We start from the raw sequence: 17,763 nt of genomic DNA, 5'->3' as shown, positions 1-17,763 counted from the left end.
CCACCCCCGAGCCTCACCCCGCCACGCCCACCACCAGCCAGATGAAGGCGGCCCCCGCCACGGTGCACAGGACGGTCGAGCGGGCGGGGTGCTGGTGGTGCGCCTCGGGGAGGATCTCGGCCGCGGCGAGATACAGCAGCACGCCGCCGAAGAGGCCGAGATAGCCGCCGAGCAGTTGTTCCGGGATGGTGAGGAACACCGTGGACAGCGCGCCCACCAGCGGGGCGCAGGCGTCCGCGAACAGCATCGCGGCCGCCCTGCGCCGCGCGTTGCCGTACAGCCGGGTGAGGGTGAAGGTGTTGAAGCCGTCGGCGAAGTCGTGGGCGATCACGGCGAGCGCGACGGACAGGCCCATGCCGCCGCCGACCTGGAAGGCGGCGCCGATCGCCACGCCGTCCATGGCGCTGTGGCCGACCATCGCGCCGGCCGCGGTGAGCCCCACCTCGGGCGACCGCAGGTCCTGGGTGTGCGGGTGCGCGCCGGTGGGGGGCGGCGCGGTGAGCGGTGCCGCGGCGGCGCCGGGACCGGGCGGGCGCGGCGGCCCGGAGGGCCGAGCCGGGCCGGTCACCCCGTCCGCCCCGTCCACCGCAGGCGGCGCGGGGGCGACGCGTTCCGCGCCGCCGTGGGCCGTCCGGCGGGCCGCGAGCAGCCGTTCCACCAGGTGCGCCAGCAGGAAGCCGGCCACGAACAGCAGCAGGGCGCAGGGCACGCCGAAGACCTCCCGGCCGGCCGCCGCCAGCGCCTCGGGCAGCAGGTCCAGACCCACCACACCGAGCATCAGTCCGCCGGCCAGGCCCAGGACCAGGTGGCGGCGGTCGGTCACCCGCTGTGCCGTCCAGCCGCCGGCCAGCGTCATCAGGAACGCGCCGAGCGCGACGAAGACAGCCATGCGCCTTTGCTATCCGATCAGTCGCCGCCCGCGCACATCCGGCCCGCGCGCCCCCCGCACCAACCATGACTTTTCGTACGAGAGGACCCTTCTCATGGCCGCTGCCCCCACCGGCAAGGTGACCTTCGTCGGTGCCGGGCCCGGCGCCGCGGATCTGCTGACGTTCCGGGCCGCGCGGGCCATCGCCGAGGCCGACGTGGTGATCTGGGCGGCCAGCCTGGTCCAGGCGGAGGTGTTGGAGCACGCCCGCGCGGACGCGCGGATCCTGGACTCGGCGGCCCTGGCGCTGGAGGACGTCGTCGCCGTCTACGAGCAGGCCCACGCCGAGGGGCTGCGGGTGGCGCGGGTGCACTCCGGCGACCCGGCCCTGTGGGGCGGCACGCAGGAGCAGCTCGACCGGTGCGCGGAGATCGGGATCGAGACGGAGATCGTGCCCGGTGTCTCCGCGTTCTCCGCCGTCGCCGCGCTCGCGGGGCGGGAGTTGACCGTCCCCGAGGTCGCGCAGTCCGTGGTCCTCACCCGGCTCGGCGGCGGCAAGACGCCGATGCCGCCCGGCGAGGAGGTGCGCGAGTTCGCCCGGCACGGCACCACCATGGCCGTCTTCCTGTCCGCCGCGCGCAGCGGCCAGCTGGTGCGGGAGCTGCTGGAGGGCGGCTATCCGACCGACACGCCCGTCGTGGTCGCGTACCGGGCGACCTGGCCCGACGAGTTGGTGGCGCGCTGCACGATCGGCACGCTGGAGGAGACGGTCAAGGAGCACCGGCTGTGGAAGCACACGCTGTTCCTGGTCGGTCCGGCGCTGGCCGCGCGCGGCACCCGCTCGCACCTCTACCACCCCGGTCACTTCCACGGTTTCCGCAAGGCCGACCCCGCGGCCCGCAGGGCCCTGCGCGAGCGGGGCGCGCGCCCGTGACGGCGCTGATCACGGTGGTGGGCGCGGGCACCGGGACACCGGTCGCGGCGGACGCCCTGGCCGGTGCCGAGCTGGTCGTGGGCGGGCGGCGGCACCTGGACGCGGTACGGCTGCCGGACGGGGCCGAGCGGCTGGTGCTCGGGCCGCTCGCGCCCGCCCTCGACACCATCGGGGCGTACGTCCGCGCGGCCCGGCCGGTGACGGTGCTCGCCTCCGGCGACCCGGGGTTCTTCGGGATCGTGCGGGCACTGGCCGAACGGTTCGGGTCCGGGCTGCTCGATGTGCGGCCCGGTGTCCCGTCGGTCGCGGCGGCGTTCGCGCGCATCGGGCTGCCCTGGGACGACGCGGTGGTCGTCAGCGCGCACGGCCGTGAGCTGCGCACGGCGGTCAACGTCTGCCGGGCGCACCCCAAGGTCGCGGTGCTGACCGGGCCGGGCGCGGGCCCCGCCGAGCTGGGCGCGGCGCTCGGCCCGGAGCGGATCCTGGTGGTGGCGAGCGCCCTCGGTGATCCGGTCCGGGAGCGGGTGGAGCGGGTGACGCCCGCCGAGGCCGCCGCCCGGGACTGGGGTACGGCGGTGAGTGTCGTCGTCTGCCTGGACGAGTCCCGGGCGCCGGACGAGTCCCGGGCGCCGGGCGGGGCGCGGACGGTGGCCGGGGCGCGGACGGTGGCCGGGCCGGACGTCCGGCCGCCCGGCTGGGCGCTGGACGAGGCCGAGTTCACGCACCGCGACTCGATGATCACCAAGTTCGAGGTACGGGCCCTGGCCCTGGCCCGGCTCGGGCCGCGCCTGGGCGACCTGGTGTGGGACGTCGGCGCGGGATCCGGGTCGGTGGCGGTGGAGTGCGCCCGGCTGGGCGCCGCCGTCGTGGCCGTGGAGAAGGCCGCGGACGGCGTCGAGCGGATCCGGGCCAACGCGGCGGCCCACCGGGTCGACGTACGGGTGGTGCACGGCGAGGCACCGGCCGCGCTGGCGGAACTGGACGATCCGGACGCGGTGTTCGTCGGCGGCGGGGGCGGGGAACTGCCCGCCGTGGTCGCCGCGTGCGCCCGGCGGGCGCGGCGGACGGTGGTGGTCGCGCTGGCCGCCGTGGACCGGGTGCCCGCCGCGCGGGCCGCGCTCACCGGCGCCGGGTTCTCCTGCGCCGGGGTGCTGCTCCAGTCCGCGCGGCTCGCCCCGCTGCCCGGTGAGGTGACCCGGCTCGCGGCCGCCAATCCCGTGTTCCTGCTGTGGGGCGAACGGCCCCGCGCGAGTGTCGAAGGAGTTGCCCAGTGATCGGCCTGATTTCCGCCACCGCGGCGGGGGCGGCGGCGCGCGACCGGCTGGCCGCGGCGTGGCCGGAGCGGACGCGGCTGTACGGAGGTCCCGTCGCGGACGCCGTACGGGCCGCGTTCGCCGAGTGCGAGCAGGTGGTGTGCTTCCTGGCGACCGGTGCCGTGGTGCGGCTCGTCGCCCCGCTGCTCGGCGGCAAGGCGTCCGACCCGGGCGTGGTGTGCGTGGACGAGGCCGGGCGGTTCGCCGTGTCGCTGGTCGGCGGGCACGGCGGCGGCGCCAACGAACTCGCCCGGGAGGTCGGCGGGTTGCTGGGCGCGCGGCCGGTGGTGACGACGGCGACGGACGCGGTGGACGTACCCGGTCTCGACACCCTCGGCCTGCCGGTCGAGGGGGCGGTCGCGGCGGTCTCACGGGCACTGCTCGACGGCACGCCGGTCGCCCTGGACCGCGAGGTGACCTGGCCGCTGCCGGCGCTGCCGGTCGCCGACACCCACACGTACACGCACACCCGCACCGGCACCGGCACCGGCACCGGCACCGGCACCGGGGGGTACGCGATCCGGGTGACCGACCGGGACGTCGTACCCGGCGAGGACGAGGTGCTGTTGCGGCCGCCGACGCTGGTGGTCGGGGTGGGTGCCTCCCGCGGCGTCCCGGCCGAGGAGGTGCTGGAACTGGTGGGGGACGCGCTGCGGGACGCCGGGCTGTCGGCCGCGTCCGTGGCGGCGCTGGCCACCGTCGACGCCAAGGCCGGCGAACCGGGCGTCGTGGCCGCCGCCGAACGGCTCGGGGTGCCCCTGGTGACCTACTCCGCCGCCCAGTTGGCGCGGGTAGAGGTGCCGAACCCGTCCGCGGCACCGCTCGCCGCCGTCGGCACCCCGTCGGTCGCCGAGGCCGCCGCGCTGCTCGGCGGCGGCGAACTCCTCGTACCGAAGCGGAAGTCCGCGGCCCGGCCCGCGGGCGCGACCTGCGCGGTGGTCCGGCGGCCGGGGCGCGGGCGGCTCGCCCTGGTCGGCCTCGGGCCGGGCGCCCGGGACCTGCTCACCCCGCGCGCGAAGGCCGAACTGCGCCGCGCGTCGGTGCTCGTCGGACTCGACCAGTACGTCGCCCAGATCCGCGATCTGCTGCGGCCCGGCACCCGGATCCTGGAGTCCGGGCTCGGCGCCGAGGAGGAACGGGCCCGCACGGCGGTCGCCGAGGCCCGCGCGGGGCACGCGGTCGCGCTGATCGGCAGCGGGGACGCGGGCGTGTACGCCATGGCCTCCCCCGCGCTCGCCGAGGCGTCCGACGACATCGACGTCGTCGGGGTGCCGGGGGTGACCGCGGCACTGGCCGCCGGGGCGGTCCTCGGGGCGCCGCTCGGCCACGACCACGCCTCGATCAGCCTGTCCGACCTGCACACGCCGTGGGAGGTGATCGAGCGGCGGGTGCGGGCGGCGGCCGAGGCGGACCTCGTGGTGACGTTCTACAACCCGCGCTCCCGGGGCCGCGACTGGCAGCTGCCCCGGGCACTGGCGATCCTCGCCGAGCACCGCGCGCCGACCACACCGGTCGGGGTGGTGCGCAACGCCTCGCGACCCGATGAATCCAGCCAGTTGACCACCCTGGCGGAGGTGGACGCGGCGGCGGTCGACATGATGACCGTCGTGACCGTGGGCAACACGGCGACCCGACGGATCGCGGGCCGCATGGTGACCCCGCGCGGCTACCGCTGGCAGGACACCCGGCAGGAGGAGGAGACCAGGTGAACCGTGTGGTCCATCCGATCGAGCAGGAGTCCTTCCGGCGGCTGCGGACCCGCCTGGACACCTCGCGCTTCCCGCCGCTGACCCGGGCGGTGGTGGAGCGGGTGATCCACTCGGCCGCCGACCTGGAGTACGCGGGCGACCTCGTCATGGCCGAGGACGACCTGGTGCGGGCGCACGCCGCGCTGCACGCCGGGGCGCCCGTCGTGGTGGACGTCGAGATGGTCGCGGCCGGCATCACGCGCCGCGAGACCGTCTGCCGGCTCGGGGACGCGGTCGCCCGGCCCGGCCTGACCCGTTCGGCGCACGCGGTCCGGCTCGCCCACGACGCCGTCGGCCCCGGGGCGCTGTGGGTGATCGGGTGCGCGCCGACCGCTCTGGAGGAGTTGCTGACCCTGGACGCCTCCCCCGCGCTCGTCATCGGCCTGCCCGTCGGCTTCGTCGGCGCGGCCGAGGCCAAGGCCGCGCTGCGCGCCAGCGGGCTGCCCGCCGTCAGCAACGTGTCCGAGAAGGGCGGTTCGGCGGTGGCCGCCGCGGCCCTCAACGCCCTTCTGTACCAGCCCCCCACCGCACCGACCGAGGAGATCAAGTGACCACCCCGCCGCCCGCTCTGCTCATCGCCGGCCACGGCACCCGGGACGAGACCGGAGCCGAGGCGTTCCGCGCGTTCGTCCGTGAGCTGGGCCGCCGTCATCCCGAACTGCCCGTCGCCGGCGGCTTCATCGAACTGTCCGCGCCGCCGCTCGCCGACGCCGTGACCGACCTGGTGGAGCGGGGCGTGCGCCGGTTCGCCGCCGTGCCGCTGATGCTGGCGTCCGCGGGACACGCCAAGGGCGACATACCGGCGGCGCTGGCCCGCGAGAAGGAGCGGCACCCCGGGATCTCGTACGCCTACGGCCGCCCGCTGGGCCCCCATCCGGCCCTGCTCGACGTGCTGGAACGGCGGCTCGACCAGGCCCTGGGCACCGCCGCGCGCACGCCCGCCGACCGGGCCGACGTGACCGTGCTGCTGGTCGGCCGGGGCTCCACCGACCCGGACGCCAACGCCGAGGTGGTCAAGGCGGCGCGGCTGCTGTGGGAGGGGCGCGGGTACGCGGGCGTGGAGACCGCGTTCGTGTCGCTGGCGGCGCCGGACGTGCCGAGCGGGCTCGACCGGTGCGCCCGGCTGGGTGCGCGCCGGATCGTGGTCCTGCCGTACTTCCTGTTCACCGGTGTGCTGCCGGAGCGGGTGAAGCAGCAGGCCGAGGGCTGGGCCGCCGCGCGTGCGGAGCTGGACGTGCGCTGCGCGGACGTCATCGGGCCGGAGCCGGAGCTGCTCGACCTGGTGATGGAGCGGTACGCGGAGGCCGTCGCGGGCGAGGTACGGATGAACTGCGACGCGTGCGTGTACCGGATCGCGCTGCCGGGCTTCGCGCACAAGGTGGGGCTGCCGCAGCAGCCGCACTTCCACCCGGACGACGACGGCACCCACCCGCACGGCGGCCACACCCACGACGGCCACACCCACGAGAGCCACCCGCACGACGACCGTTCCCAGGAGGGGCACCACCCCGGGCACCACCACCAGGGCGGCCACGCCCATGCCCGCTGACGGCGGCACGCTCCAGCCGGCCGACGACGGCACCGGACCCGACCTGCGCCACCACGGGGACGCCGAGGTCCGCGACGCGGGCCCGGCACTGGTCGACCTCGCGGTGAACGTCCGCGCCGGCACTCCGCCGCGCTGGCTGCGGGAGCACATCGCCGGGTCGCTGGCCGCTCTCGCCGCCTACCCGGACGGACGCGCCGCGCGGGCGGCGGTGGCGGCACGGCACGGGCTCGCGACGGACCGGGTGCTGCTGACGGCGGGGGCGGCGGAGGCGTTCGTGCTGCTCGCCCGCGCCTTGAAGGTGCGCCGGCCGGTGGTGGTGCACCCGCAGTTCACCGAGCCGGAGGCGGCGCTGGCGGACGCGGGGCACACCGTGGACCGGGTGCTGCTGCGCGCGGCGGACGGCTTCCGGCTGGATCCGGCGGCCGTGCCCGAGGAGGCCGACCTGGTGGTGGTCGGCAACCCGACCAACCCCACCTCGGTCCTGCACCCGGCCACGACGCTCGCCGGGCTCGCCCGTCCCGGGCGGACGCTGGTGGTGGACGAGGCGTTCATGGACGCCGTGCCGGGCGAGCGGGAGGCGTTGGCCGGCCGGACGGACGTGCCCGGCCTCGTCGTGCTGCGCAGCCTGACCAAGACATGGGGCCTGGCCGGGCTGCGCATCGGCTACCTGCTGGCCGCCCCGGAGCGGGTCGCGGAGCTGGCGCGGGCCCAGCCGCTGTGGCCGGTGTCCACACCGGCGCTTGCGGCGGCGCAGGCGTGCGTGACGCCCCGGGCGCTGACGGAGGCGGCGCGCGCCGCCCACCGCGTCGCGGCCGACCGGGCCCACCTGGTGGCGGGCCTGTCCGCGTTCGCCGCGCGCGGGGTACGGGTGGCGGAACCGGCCGAGGGGCCGTTCGTCCTGGTCCGCGTGGCGGACGCGGCCGGGGTACGGCGGCGGCTGCGGGACCTCGGTTACGCCGTGCGCCGCGGGGACACCTTCCCGGGGCTGGGCCCGGACTGGGTCCGGATGGCCGTACGCGACCGGGCCACGACGGACGGCCTGCTGCGCGCCCTGGACTCCGCGCTGTCCGGACCGGCCGGCCCCCCGACCGGACCGGACCCGGACTGACCCCTCCCGCGCGGGGAGGGGCCGATGAGCGGACGCCCGCGGAGGGTCAGCTCCGGCGGCGGCGGGCCAGGACCAGCGCTCCCCCGCCCACGAGGACGAACGCGAGGGCGCCGGCCGCGAGGTACGGCGTCGTCGAGCTGCCGCCGGTCTCGGCGAGGCCGGCCTGCGCCGCGCCGCCCTGGGGCTGTACGCCGGACGCGGGTTCGGCCGGGCCGGCCGGGTCCGCGGGCTTCGCCGGGTCGGGCTTCGCCGGGTCGGCGGGCCCGGTGGGCGCGTCGGCCGCGGCGGGCGTCTCGCAGGTCGCCCTGGCAAGGGTGACGGTTCCCTCGACCTCGGCCACGTTCAGCTTCAACGGGTTGACGGAGACCTTCAGTTCGAGGGCGGTGGCCGCCGCCGTGCGGGTCGTGGTCGCCCGCTTCGCCAGGTCGAGGCGGACCTCGCCGACACCGGGCACCCGGACGTCCGTCGGACCGTCCGCGCTGAGCATGACCCGCTTGCCGAGCACCGTCACCGCGCCCAGCACGCCGGCGGAGGCGGCGGGCGGTTTCCCGGCCTCGCAGGTCGCCTTGGAGGTGACGGTCTCGATCTCGACGAGGGAGAGCAGCGGCAGGCCGGGCAGGTGCAGTTTGGCGTGGGCCAGGCGCACGGAGCCCTCGGCCCGGCCGTCGGTCACGGTGGCCCTGGCCGAGGCGACGTCCGCGCCGAGCACCGTGAACGGCTTGCCGCCGTCCACGCCGTCGAGCCGGGCGGACAGCGCGGTCCGGTCGGCGCTCTGCGGTGCCCGTACCTCGTTGAGGGAGACCGTGAGCGGGACGTTCACGGTCTTGTTGAGCAGGGACACGTCGAGCCCGGTGCGCAGGACGACGGCATCGGCGCTGCCCTGGCCGGTGGTCGCGTGCGCGGCGCTCGCGCCGGCCAGCGCCGCCGGGCCCGCGGCGAGGACCGTGGCCGTCGCGACGGCGGCCAGACGGCGTGCGGGCATGCGGAAGTTGTTGCTGTTCAAGGTGGTGGGACCCCCCAGTGGAATGTGCTTGGGACCCGGCCAGAATTACGCACTGTGGGTGAACAGTCAGCAATCCTCGGTTACTTCACTCATTCGTGGACTTTCCGTGAAGGATTTCGAATCCGCGGGCACAGGAGTTCCCCCGCGTTCACTCCCCCACCGCCCCCACCGCCCCGCGCACCGCCACTCGGCTCCCCGGCTCCCCGGCTCCCCGGTCACCCGGCCACCCGCCTACTCGACGATGTGTCCGCGCAGCACCACCCTGCGCGGGGCCGCCAGCACCCGTACGTCCGTCCGCGGATCCGCCTCGTAGACGACCAGGTCGGCGGGCGCGCCCTCGGCCAGTCCGGGGCGGCCGAGCCAGGCACGGGCGGCCCAGCTGGTCGCCGACAGCGCGTCCACCGGCGGGATCCCGGCGGTGACCAGTTCGGCGACCTCGGCTGCGACCAGGCCGTGCGCCAGCGAGCCGCCGGCGTCCGTGCCGACGTACACCGGGATGCCGGCGTCGTAGGCGTCGCGCACCGTGTCGTAGCGCCGCTCGTGCAGCCGCCGCATGTGCGCCGACCAGCGCGGGTACTTGGTTTCGCCGCCGTCGGCGAGCTGCGGGAACGTCGCGATGTTGACGAGGGTCGGCACGATCGCCACACCGCGCTCGGCGAACAGCGGGATCAGGTCCTGGGTCAGTCCGGTCGCGTGCTCGATGCAGTCGATGCCCGATTCGACCAGGTCGCGCAGGGAGTTCTCGGCGAAGCAGTGCGCGGTGACCCGGGCGCCGAGGCGGTGGGCCTCGGCGATGGCCGCCGCCAGGGACTCGGGCGGCCAGCAGGGCGCCAGGTCGCCGGCACCGCGGTCGATCCAGTCGCCGACCAGCTTGACCCAGCCGTCGCCGCGCCGCGCCTCCTGGGCGACATGGGCGACGAGCTGGTCCGGCTCGATCTCGTGGGCGAAGTCACGGATGTAGCGGCGGGTGCGCGCGATGTGCCGGCCGGCCCGGATGATCCTCGGGAGGTCCGCGCGGTCGTCGATCCAGTGGGTGTCCGACGGCGAGCCCGCGTCGCGGAGCAGCAGGGCGCCCGCCTCCCGCTCGGTCAGCGCCTGCTTCTCGGCGACGTCCGCGTCGACCGGGCCCTCGGTGCCGAGGCCCACGTGGCAGTGGGCGTCGACCAGGCCGGGCAGCGCCCAGCCGGTCACGGTGACCGGATCGCGGACGCCGGCCGGACGGTCGTAGGTGATCCGCCCGCCGACGACCCACAGCTCGTCGCGGACCTCGTCGGGCCCGGCGAGGATCCTTCCCTTCACGTGCAGCACCGTGTGGTCGCTCATGTACCGAACCTTAGTGAGCCGCTACTCCGCACCACCCACCCGGTCGGACGTCCCCTCCGCGACGTCCGCCGCCGCGGGGTCGAGGAGGCGGGCGAGGAAGTGCCGGGTCCGCTCGGTCCGGGGAGCGCCGATGACCTGGTCGGGGGTGCCGTCCTCGACGATCACCCCGCCGTCCATGAGGACGACCCGGTCGGCGACCTCCCGGGCGAAGGACATCTCGTGGGTGACGACCATCATCGTCATACCGTCGTCGGCGAGCATGCGCATCACGGCGAGGACGTCCGAGACGAGTTCCGGGTCGAGCGCCGAGGTCGGCTCGTCGAACAGCATGACCTCGGGGCCCATGGCGAGGGCGCGGGCGATGGCGACGCGCTGCTGCTGCCCGCCGGAGAGAGCGGCGGGGTAGGCGTCCGCCTTCTCGGACAGGCCGACCCGCGCCAGGTTCCGGGCGGCGACGTCGGCGGCCCGTGCCTTGTCCCGGCGCAGCACCCGGCGCTGCGGCAGGGTGAGGTTCTCGGTCACCGTCAGGTGCGGGAACAGGTTGAACTGCTGGAAGACCATGCCGATACGGCGGCGTGCGGCGTCGATGTCGACATCGGGGTCGGTGAGTTCGACGCCGCCGACCCACACCTGGCCCCGGGTCGGTTCCTCCAGCAGGTTGACGCAGCGCAGCAGGGTCGACTTGCCGGAGCCGGAGGGGCCGATGACGCAGACGACCTCGCCCCGGCCGACCTCCAGGTCGATGCCGCGCAGCACCTCGGTGGAGCCGAAGGACTTGTGCAGCGCGCGGACGCCGATCTCGGGCCGGCCGCTCATCCGACGGCCTCCTGGGTCCTGGACTCCATGCGGCGGACGACGAGGCTGAGCGGGACGGTGACCAGCAGGTAGCACAGGCCGGCCACCAGGATCGGCGTCGAGTTGGCGGTCTGGCCGGCCAGGTCCCGGCCGAACTTGGCCAGTTCGCGTTCCTGGAGGGTGACGCCGAGGAACAGCACCAGCGAGGAGTCCTTGAACAGGAGCACCAGTTCGTTGGTGAGCGGTGGCAGGACGATGCGGAACGCCTGCGGGGCGATGATCGAGACCATGGCCCGGGTGGGCGAGAACCCGAGCGAACGGGCCGCCTCCGTCTGTCCCCTGGGTACGGCCTGGAGGCCGGCGCGGATCGTCTCCGCCATGTAGGCGGCCGAGACCAGGCCGAGCGCGAGGGCGACCTTGCCGTACGTCCCGCCGGGGATCTCCGTGCCGGGGAAGGCGAGCGGCACGGCGACACCGACGAAGATGAAGATCAGCAGGGCGGGCAGGCCGCGGAAGATCTCGATGTAGACGCTCGCGAGCCAGCGGTAGGGGCCGACCGACGACAGCCGCATGAGGGCGATCACCATGCCGAGCACCAGTCCGACGGCGAAGCCGGACAGGGTGTAGAGCACGGTGTTCGTCAGCGCCAGCGTGATGACGTCGGGGAACATCTGCCGGGCGAGGTCGGCCTGCGCGAACTGGTTGCGCAGCCGGCCCCAGTCCGCGGTGACCGCGAGCGCGATCACCGCGGCGGCGAAGACCGCGTACTGGAGGGCCCGGGACAGCCCGCGCCGTCGGCGGCGGGTCAGTCTCCTGCCGCGCGGCGGGGCCGTGGTGTGCGCCGGGCCGGTCATGAGGCGGCGGGCGACGCGGCGGCGGCGTCGTACGGGCCGATCCACTGTTCGTACAGCTTCCGGTACGTGCCGTCCGCCTTGGCGTCCGCGATGGCCTGGTCGACGGCGGCGAGCAGCTCGGTGTTGCCCTTCTTCAGCGCGAAGCCGTACTGCTCGCCCGTGTCGAGGTTGTCCACGGTGCGGAACGCGTCGGCGTCGGCCTTGTCCTTGAGCCAGCCCTGGACGACCGGGTAGTCGATGACGACGGCCTGGACCTGGCCGGTGCGCAGGCCGCTGAGGACGGCGTCGGAGGACTCGAACGAGACCGGGTCGTAGCCCTTGCTCTTCGCGTAGTCCTCGCCGCTGGTCTGCGCCTGCGCGCCCAGCTTGGCGCCCTTCGCCTTGACGTCGGCCAAGGAGGTGAGACCGCTCTTGCGGTCGACGAGGACGGCCTGGGTGGCGTCGAAGTACGGGGTGGAGAAGTCGACGTTCTTCCTGCGTTCCGCGGTGATGGTCATGCCGGCGGCGGCCAGGTCGCACTCGCCGGAGTTCAGGAACGCCCCGGTCTTGAAGTTCTCGAAGGGCGTGTCCAGGATCTGCTGTCCGACGCCCAGCTTCTTGGCGACCAGGTCGATCAGGGAGACGTCGAAGCCCTGCACCTTGCCGTCGATCTCGGACTGGAAGGGCGGGTAGGGCAGGTGGGTGCAGGTGGTGAGCTGTCCGGCCTTGACCAGTTCGACCCCGCCGGCGGCGGTGCTGGACGCGCCGCCGCCCGAGGAACAGCCGGCCACGAGGGCCAGTCCGGCCGCGGCGGCGGTGGTGGCCAGGGCGCGAACCCGGCGCCGAAGGTGCGTGGTCACGGGACCTCCATGTCGTGTGCGGGGAAGCGGTGGATTCCTGCGTGCGGTTGCGCGGTGCGGTGCTCAGGCGGTGAGCTGCCCGGCCGTCGGGGCACTCCGCCGGCCGTGGGGCTGTCGGCCCGCGAAGTCACCGGTCAACGACGATGTGTGAGGGCCGGTTACCCTCGTCTGGATCGCCCCCTCGTGAGTGAAGTGAGCCGCGCCGTGACCCATCCGTTCCTGGATCTGCCCCCGCTGACCGCCGCGCGCTTCGCCGCCGTCGAGGACCGGGTGGCCCGGCTGCTGGACACCCGGCAGGACGTCGTGATCATGCAGGGTGAGGCGCTGCTGCCGCTTGAGGGCGCGATCCGGGGGACGGCGGGACCGGGCACGACCGCGCTGAACGTGATCACCGGACCGTACGGGCAGACCTTCGGGAACTGGCTGCGGGAGTGCGGTGCGACGGTGATCGATCTGCCGGTGCCCTTCCACACGGCGGCCACGGCGGACGGGATCCGGGCGGCGCTGGCCGGGCGTCCGGAGATCGACTTCGTCTCGCTGGTGCACGCGGAGGCGGCGACCGGGAACACCAATCCGGTCGCGGAGATCGGCGAGGTGGTGCGGGCGCACGGCGCGCTGTTCTACCTGGACGCGGTCGCCGCCGTGGGTGCCGAGCCGGTGCTGCCGGACGCCTGGGGTGTGGACCTGTGCGTGATCGGCGCGCAGAAGGCGATGGGCGGCCCGGCGGGGGTGTCGGCGGTGTCGGTGAGCGAGCGGGCCTGGACCCGGATGGCGGCGAATCCGCACGCGCCGCGCCGTTCCTACCTCTCCCTGCTCGACTGGAAGGAACGCTGGATCGACGCGGGCCGCAAGGTGCTGCCGCACGCGCCGGCGCAGTTGGAGATGCTGGCGCTCGACGCGTGTGCCGAGCGGATCGAGAGCGTGGGTCTGGACACCGTGATGGCCCGGCACCGCGGCGCGGCGCTGGCCACGCGGGCGGGCGCGGTGGCGCTGGGCGGGGGTCTGGAGCCGTATGTGTACGAGGTCGCGGACGCGGCGCCGGTGGCCACGACCCTGCGGGTGCCGTCGGGCCTGAGCGCGACGGAGCTGGTGGCGCGGGCGCTGGCGGACGATCCGGCGCTGCCGCTGGCCGCGGGGGGCGGCGCGCTGGCCAAGGAGATGATCCGGGTCAACCACTACGGGCCGGACGCGACGCCGGAGGCGGTCCTGGGCTGTCTGACGGCGCTGGGCGCGGCGCTGGCCGAGCGGGGGCCGGCGGTGGACGTGGCGGGCGCCAGGGGTGCCGCCGAGTCCGCCTACCGCGGCTGACCCCTGCCCGCGGCAGCCCCGGCGGCCGGACCTGGCGGCGTCCGCCGCGCCGAGCGGGACGGCCGGGCCGAGCGGAACCGCCGGGCCGGGCGGGCTCGTCCTCGCCTGCGGCCGAGAAGGCACGGGCGACGAACTCCCGACGCCCGACAACGCCGCACCCACCCGGCTCTCCCGCACGGCCGCGGACCGGTCCGCCGGTGTGACCCGAACCGCCGGTGTGTCCCGAACCGCGCGGACGGCGGGACATGCCCGGGGCGCCACGGGCGCGGCGTGCCATTCTCGCGACATGACCACCGACCTACCCCGAGACGAGCCCCCCGACGCACCACAGGCGTCACACCGGTCCCCGCCGAGCGACACGCCCCAGGCACCACACCCGCACCCCGCACCCCGCACCCCGCACCCCGCACCCCGCCGAGCGACGCGTCACCGGCCGTCACACCCGCACGGTGCGCCGGCCGACGCACCGCCGACACACCCCGCCGAGGCACCGGCCCTCACCGGACGACCCACCCCGACGCTCCCGGACGGCCGTCCTGCGGATGACCGGCGGCGGTCGTCCCATGCCCGACGACTGGCCGCCCTGCGACCGGGCCACGCCGACATCCTGCGCGAGCGCATCGCGAGCGCATCGCGAGCGCATCGCGAGCGCATCGCCCCAGTGACCGGGGCCTGAAATTCACGTCAATTCGCATTCCTTTTTGCAGATAGCTTTCCCGAGTTCTTCTGCCCGCTTTTCCGGAAGCTAAACAAGAAGATTTTCGAGCAGATTTCGACCGTGTGACACATTCCACACAGGGGGTCGATTCTTGTCTATTTGCGCAGGTCAAACGATTACGCCAGGCATCCCCAAGGGGCCGCTACACACCCCCAACCGTGCACTTCCGAATTCCGATCGCTAAATTCAATTCGCATGACTGCCGCACAAGCAGACCTGCTCATCGACCGTCCGACGGTGACGGACGGAGCCGCTCTCTGGCGCATTGCCAAGGACTCCGGGACCCTCGATCTGAACTCCTCGTACAGCTATCTGCTGTGGTGCCGCGACTTCGCGGGCACGACGGCGGTGGCCCGCGCGGCGGACGGGGCACCCGTCGGTTTCGTCACCGGGTACGTACGGCCGGAGCGTCCACGGACGCTGCTTGTGTGGCAGGTCGCGGTGGACGCGACCCACCGCGGCCACGGTGTGGCGGCCGCGCTGCTCGACGGGCTGACCGCCCGGCTCACCGGCGAGCAGGGCATCACCGGCGTCGAGACGACCATCACCCCCGGCAACACCGCCTCCGAGCGCCTGTTCACCTCGTACGCCGCCCGGCACGGTGCCCGTGTCAGCCGCGAGGTGCTGTTCGACTCGGGCCTGTTCCCGGACGGCCCCCATCAGCCCGAGATCCTGTACCGGATCGGGCCGCTCACCCCCCACCTGTCGCACTGAGGAGCGATCACCGTGACCATCACCCAGCCCGACCTCAGCGTCTTCGAGACCCTGGAGTCCGAGGTACGCAGCTACTGCCGCGGCTGGCCCACCGTCTTCGACCGTGCCCAGGGCAGCCTGATGTACGACGAGGACGGACACCGGTACCTCGACTTCTTCGCCGGCGCGGGCTCGCTCAACTACGGCCACAACAATCCGGTGCTCAAACGGGCGTTGATCGACTATCTGCAACGGGACGGGGTCACCCACGGCCTCGACATGTCGACCACGGCCAAACGCTCCTTCCTGGAGACCTTCCAGGACCTGGTGCTGCGCCCGCGCGACCTGCCGTACAAGGTCATGTTCCCGGGCCCGACCGGCACCAACGCGGTCGAGTCCGCGCTGAAGCTGGCGCGGAAGGTGAAGGGGCGCGAGGCGATCGTGTCGTTCACCAACGCCTTCCACGGCATGTCGCTGGGCTCGCTGGCCGTCACCGGCAACGCCTTCAAGCGGGCCGGGGCCGGAATCCCGCTGGTGCACGGCACGCCGATGCCCTTCGACCACTACCTGGACGGGCAGGTCCCCGACTTCCTCTGGTTCGAGCGGCTGCTTGAGGACCAGGGGTCCGGGCTCAACCAGCCCGCCGCGGTGATCGTCGAGACCGTGCAGGGCGAGGGCGGCATCAACGTCGCGCGGCCCGAATGGCTGCGCGGACTGGCCGAGCTGTGCGAGCGGCGCGACATGCTGCTGATCGTCGACGACATCCAGATGGGCTGTGGCCGCACCGGTGCCTTCTTCTCCTTCGAGGAGGCCGGCATCGTGCCCGACATCGTCACCGTGTCGAAGTCCATCAGCGGCTACGGGCTGCCCATGTCGCTGTGCCTGTTCAAGCCCGAGCTGGACGTCTGGGAGCCGGGCGAGCACAACGGGACCTTCCGCGGCAACAACCCCGCGTTCGTCACCGCCACCGCGGCCCTGGAGAGCTACTGGGCCGACGGCTCCGCCATGGAGAAGCAGACCCGGGCCCGGGGCGAGCAGATCGAGGAGGCCCTGATCGCCGTCACCGAGGAGAACCGCGCCGCGGTGAAGGAGTACCGGGGGCGGGGTCTCGTGTGGGGCCTGGAGTTCCACGACAAGGAGCGCGCCGGACGGGTGGCGCAGCGCGCCTTCGAACTCGGGCTGCTCATCGAGACGTCCGGCCCGCAGGGCGAGGTCGTCAAGCTGCTGCCCGCGCTCACCATCACCCCGGACGAGCTCGACGAGGGGCTGCGCGTCGTCGCCCGCGCCGTACGCGAGAGCGCCTGACCCGTCGGCAGTCGTCGGCAATCGTCCGTCACCGAAGACCGAGGAGGACTGCACCACCGTGATCGTCCGTTCGTTCAAGGAGATCGAAGGCACCGACCGTCATGTGAGGGCGGCGTCCGACACCTGGGAGAGCAAGCGGATCGTGCTCGCCAAGGAGCGGGTCGGCTTCTCCCTCCACGAGACCGTCCTGTACGCGGGCACGGAGACGTCGATGTGGTACGCCAACCACATCGAGGCCGTCGTCTGCGTCGAGGGCGCCGCCCAGCTCACCGACCACGAGACCGGGAAGACCTACTCGATCACGCCCGGCACCATGTACCTCCTCGACGGGCACGAGCGGCACACGCTCCGTGTCGTGGAGGGACAGGAGGACTTCCGCTGCATCTGCGTGTTCAACCCGCCCGTGACCGGACGGGAGGACCACGACGAGAACGGCGTCTACCCCCTGCTGACCGAACCCGAGGAGGTGTGACCGGCATGCCCGTCACCGATCTGTACCCCAGCCGCGGCACCGCCGAGGTGTCCGTCCCGCGCCAGGACCCGGTCGTCTGGGGCTCCCCGGACGCGCCGGGTCCGATCCCGGCCGACGGTCTGCGGGCCTTCGACCGCGACGGCTTCCTCCCCATCGAGCAGTTGATCACCGACGACGAGGTCGCCCGCTACCGGGGCGAGCTGGACCGGCTGATCGCCGACCCGGCGATCCGCGCCGACCAACGCTCGGTCGTGGAGCCGAAGTCGAAGGAGATCCGCTCCGTCTTCGAGGTCCACAAGATCAGCGAGGTGTTCGCACAGCTCGTCCGGGACGAGCGGGTGGTCGGCCGGGCCCGGCAGATCCTCGGCTCGGACGTGTACGTCCACCAGTCCCGGATCAACGTCAAGCCGGGTTTCGGGGCCAGCGGCTTCTACTGGCACTCGGACTTCGAGACCTGGCACGCGGAGGACGGGCTGCCGCGGATGCGGACGGTGTCCGTGTCGATCGCGCTGACCGAGAACCTCGACACCAACGGCGGGCTCATGATCATGCCGGGCTCGCACCGCACCTTCCTCGGTTGCGCGGGCGCCACGCCCGACGACAACTACAAGAAGTCGTTGCAGATGCAGGACGCGGGCACGCCCTCCGACGCGGCGCTGACCGCGCTGGCGGGCGAGCACGGCATCCGGCTGTTCACCGGCCGGGCGGGCTCGGCGACCTGGTTCGACTGCAACTGCATGCACGGCTCGGGCGACAACATCACGCCGTTCCCGCGCAGCAACGTCTTCATCGTGTTCAACAGCGTGGAGAACGCGGCGGTGGAGCCGTTCGCGGCGCCGGTGCGGCGGCCGGAGTTCATCGGCGCGCGGGACTTCACGCCCGTCCGCTGAGCGGCGTGAAGTCCCGGTCGGACCCCGGACCGCGGGTCCGGGG

The 17,763-nt window shown here is 74.1% G+C and carries 17 protein-coding genes; 11 read left to right on the top strand and 6 right to left on the bottom strand.

Features of this window, described 5'->3' with window-relative positions; translation table 11 throughout:
* Positions 1-13: 13 nt before the first annotated feature.
* Positions 14-889: a ZIP family metal transporter gene (locus ACFC09_RS24110; protein WP_376531787.1), complete on the bottom strand. Its 876-nt coding sequence runs from the start codon at positions 887-889 to the stop codon at positions 14-16.
* Between the two features lie 94 nt (positions 890-983).
* On the opposite strand from ACFC09_RS24110, the gene cobM reads away from it, so the two are divergent.
* From cobM to cobC, 6 genes are read left to right on the top strand one after another with little or no spacing between them, the layout of a single operon-like run.
* Positions 984-1,802 (top strand): precorrin-4 C(11)-methyltransferase, encoded by an 819-nt coding sequence (gene cobM / locus ACFC09_RS24105; RefSeq protein WP_376531786.1) that lies wholly within the window; start codon positions 984-986, stop codon positions 1,800-1,802.
* 5 nt (positions 1,803-1,807) lie between these two features.
* On the top strand, positions 1,808-3,076 hold the full coding sequence (gene cbiE, locus ACFC09_RS24100; RefSeq protein WP_376531929.1) for a precorrin-6y C5,15-methyltransferase (decarboxylating) subunit CbiE: 1,269 nt from the start codon (positions 1,808-1,810) through the stop codon (positions 3,074-3,076).
* Entirely contained in the window at positions 3,073-4,824 is a 1,752-nt protein-coding gene (gene cobJ / locus ACFC09_RS24095) for a precorrin-3B C(17)-methyltransferase (protein ID WP_376531784.1), read from the top strand. The genes cbiE and cobJ overlap by 4 nt, the downstream gene beginning before the upstream one ends.
* Positions 4,821-5,414, top strand: a complete 594-nt coding sequence (locus tag ACFC09_RS24090) for a precorrin-8X methylmutase (RefSeq protein ID WP_376531782.1) — start codon at positions 4,821-4,823, stop codon at positions 5,412-5,414. Before cobJ ends, ACFC09_RS24090 begins: the two co-directional genes overlap by 4 nt.
* Positions 5,411-6,412, top strand: a complete 1,002-nt coding sequence (locus tag ACFC09_RS24085; RefSeq protein ID WP_376531780.1) for a sirohydrochlorin chelatase — start codon at positions 5,411-5,413, stop codon at positions 6,410-6,412. Before ACFC09_RS24090 ends, ACFC09_RS24085 begins: the two co-directional genes overlap by 4 nt.
* Entirely contained in the window at positions 6,402-7,520 is a 1,119-nt protein-coding gene (cobC, locus tag ACFC09_RS24080; protein ID WP_376531778.1) for an Rv2231c family pyridoxal phosphate-dependent protein CobC, read from the top strand. The genes ACFC09_RS24085 and cobC overlap by 11 nt, the downstream gene beginning before the upstream one ends.
* Positions 7,521-7,566: 46 nt before the next feature.
* On the opposite strand, the gene ACFC09_RS24075 is transcribed toward cobC, so the two are convergent.
* The 5 genes from ACFC09_RS24075 to ACFC09_RS24055 form a co-directional block, all read right to left on the bottom strand.
* Complete coding sequence (locus tag ACFC09_RS24075) at positions 7,567-8,523, bottom strand: SCO1860 family LAETG-anchored protein (RefSeq protein ID WP_376531776.1); 957 nt, start codon at positions 8,521-8,523, stop codon at positions 7,567-7,569.
* 231 nt (positions 8,524-8,754) lie between these two features.
* Positions 8,755-9,846: an amidohydrolase family protein gene (locus tag ACFC09_RS24070; protein ID WP_376531774.1), complete on the bottom strand. Its 1,092-nt coding sequence runs from the start codon at positions 9,844-9,846 to the stop codon at positions 8,755-8,757.
* A gap of 21 nt (positions 9,847-9,867) precedes the next feature.
* Positions 9,868-10,662 (bottom strand): amino acid ABC transporter ATP-binding protein, encoded by a 795-nt coding sequence (locus ACFC09_RS24065; protein WP_376531771.1) that lies wholly within the window; start codon positions 10,660-10,662, stop codon positions 9,868-9,870.
* Positions 10,659-11,495, bottom strand: a complete 837-nt coding sequence (locus tag ACFC09_RS24060; RefSeq protein ID WP_376531769.1) for an amino acid ABC transporter permease — start codon at positions 11,493-11,495, stop codon at positions 10,659-10,661. The genes ACFC09_RS24065 and ACFC09_RS24060 overlap by 4 nt, the downstream gene beginning before the upstream one ends.
* Positions 11,492-12,334: an ABC transporter substrate-binding protein gene (locus ACFC09_RS24055; RefSeq protein WP_376531767.1), complete on the bottom strand. Its 843-nt coding sequence runs from the start codon at positions 12,332-12,334 to the stop codon at positions 11,492-11,494. The genes ACFC09_RS24060 and ACFC09_RS24055 overlap by 4 nt, the downstream gene beginning before the upstream one ends.
* A gap of 204 nt (positions 12,335-12,538) precedes the next feature.
* Between ACFC09_RS24055 and ACFC09_RS24050 the strand changes: the two genes are divergently transcribed.
* The 5 genes from ACFC09_RS24050 (at position 12,539) to thpD (ending at position 17,720) form a co-directional block, all read left to right on the top strand.
* Positions 12,539-13,642 (top strand): pyridoxal-phosphate-dependent aminotransferase family protein, encoded by a 1,104-nt coding sequence (locus ACFC09_RS24050; RefSeq protein WP_376531927.1) that lies wholly within the window; start codon positions 12,539-12,541, stop codon positions 13,640-13,642.
* A 913-nt stretch (positions 13,643-14,555) separates the two neighbouring features.
* Positions 14,556-15,074, top strand: coding sequence for a diaminobutyrate acetyltransferase (gene ectA / locus ACFC09_RS24045; protein ID WP_376531765.1), 519 nt, complete (start codon positions 14,556-14,558; stop codon positions 15,072-15,074).
* Between the two features lie 12 nt (positions 15,075-15,086).
* Positions 15,087-16,358, top strand: coding sequence for a diaminobutyrate--2-oxoglutarate transaminase (ectB, locus tag ACFC09_RS24040; RefSeq protein WP_376531763.1), 1,272 nt, complete (start codon positions 15,087-15,089; stop codon positions 16,356-16,358).
* A gap of 58 nt (positions 16,359-16,416) precedes the next feature.
* The gene (locus ACFC09_RS24035) at positions 16,417-16,830 is read left to right on the top strand and encodes an ectoine synthase (RefSeq protein WP_376531761.1); all 414 of its coding nucleotides are present in this window, start codon (positions 16,417-16,419) and stop codon (positions 16,828-16,830) included.
* Positions 16,831-16,835: 5 nt separating this feature from the next.
* Positions 16,836-17,720: an ectoine hydroxylase gene (gene thpD, locus ACFC09_RS24030; protein WP_376531759.1), complete on the top strand. Its 885-nt coding sequence runs from the start codon at positions 16,836-16,838 to the stop codon at positions 17,718-17,720.
* The last annotated feature ends 43 nt before the right edge of the window (positions 17,721-17,763 follow it).

The organism is Streptomyces sp. NPDC056161 (genome assembly GCF_042268025.1).
Taxonomy (GTDB): domain Bacteria; phylum Actinomycetota; class Actinomycetes; order Streptomycetales; family Streptomycetaceae; genus Streptomyces.
This window is presented reverse-complemented; position numbering and strand designations above follow the sequence as displayed.

Bases quoted from the DNA above. Each gene is read 5' to 3' on its own strand.
- ACFC09_RS24110 (WP_376531787.1), bottom strand. From the start codon at position 889: ATGGCTGTCTTCGTCGCGCTCGGCGCGTTCCTGATGACGCTGGCCGGC.
- cobM (WP_376531786.1), top strand. From the start codon at position 984: ATGGCCGCTGCCCCCACCGGCAAGGTGACCTTCGTCGGTGCCGGGCCC.
- cobC (WP_376531778.1), top strand. From the start codon at position 6,402: ATGCCCGCTGACGGCGGCACGCTCCAGCCGGCCGACGACGGCACCGGA.
- ACFC09_RS24070 (WP_376531774.1), bottom strand. From the start codon at position 9,846: ATGAGCGACCACACGGTGCTGCACGTGAAGGGAAGGATCCTCGCCGGG.
- ACFC09_RS24065 (WP_376531771.1), bottom strand. From the start codon at position 10,662: ATGAGCGGCCGGCCCGAGATCGGCGTCCGCGCGCTGCACAAGTCCTTC.
- ACFC09_RS24060 (WP_376531769.1), bottom strand. From the start codon at position 11,495: ATGACCGGCCCGGCGCACACCACGGCCCCGCCGCGCGGCAGGAGACTG.
- ectA (WP_376531765.1), top strand. From the start codon at position 14,556: ATGACTGCCGCACAAGCAGACCTGCTCATCGACCGTCCGACGGTGACG.
- thpD (WP_376531759.1), top strand. From the start codon at position 16,836: ATGCCCGTCACCGATCTGTACCCCAGCCGCGGCACCGCCGAGGTGTCC.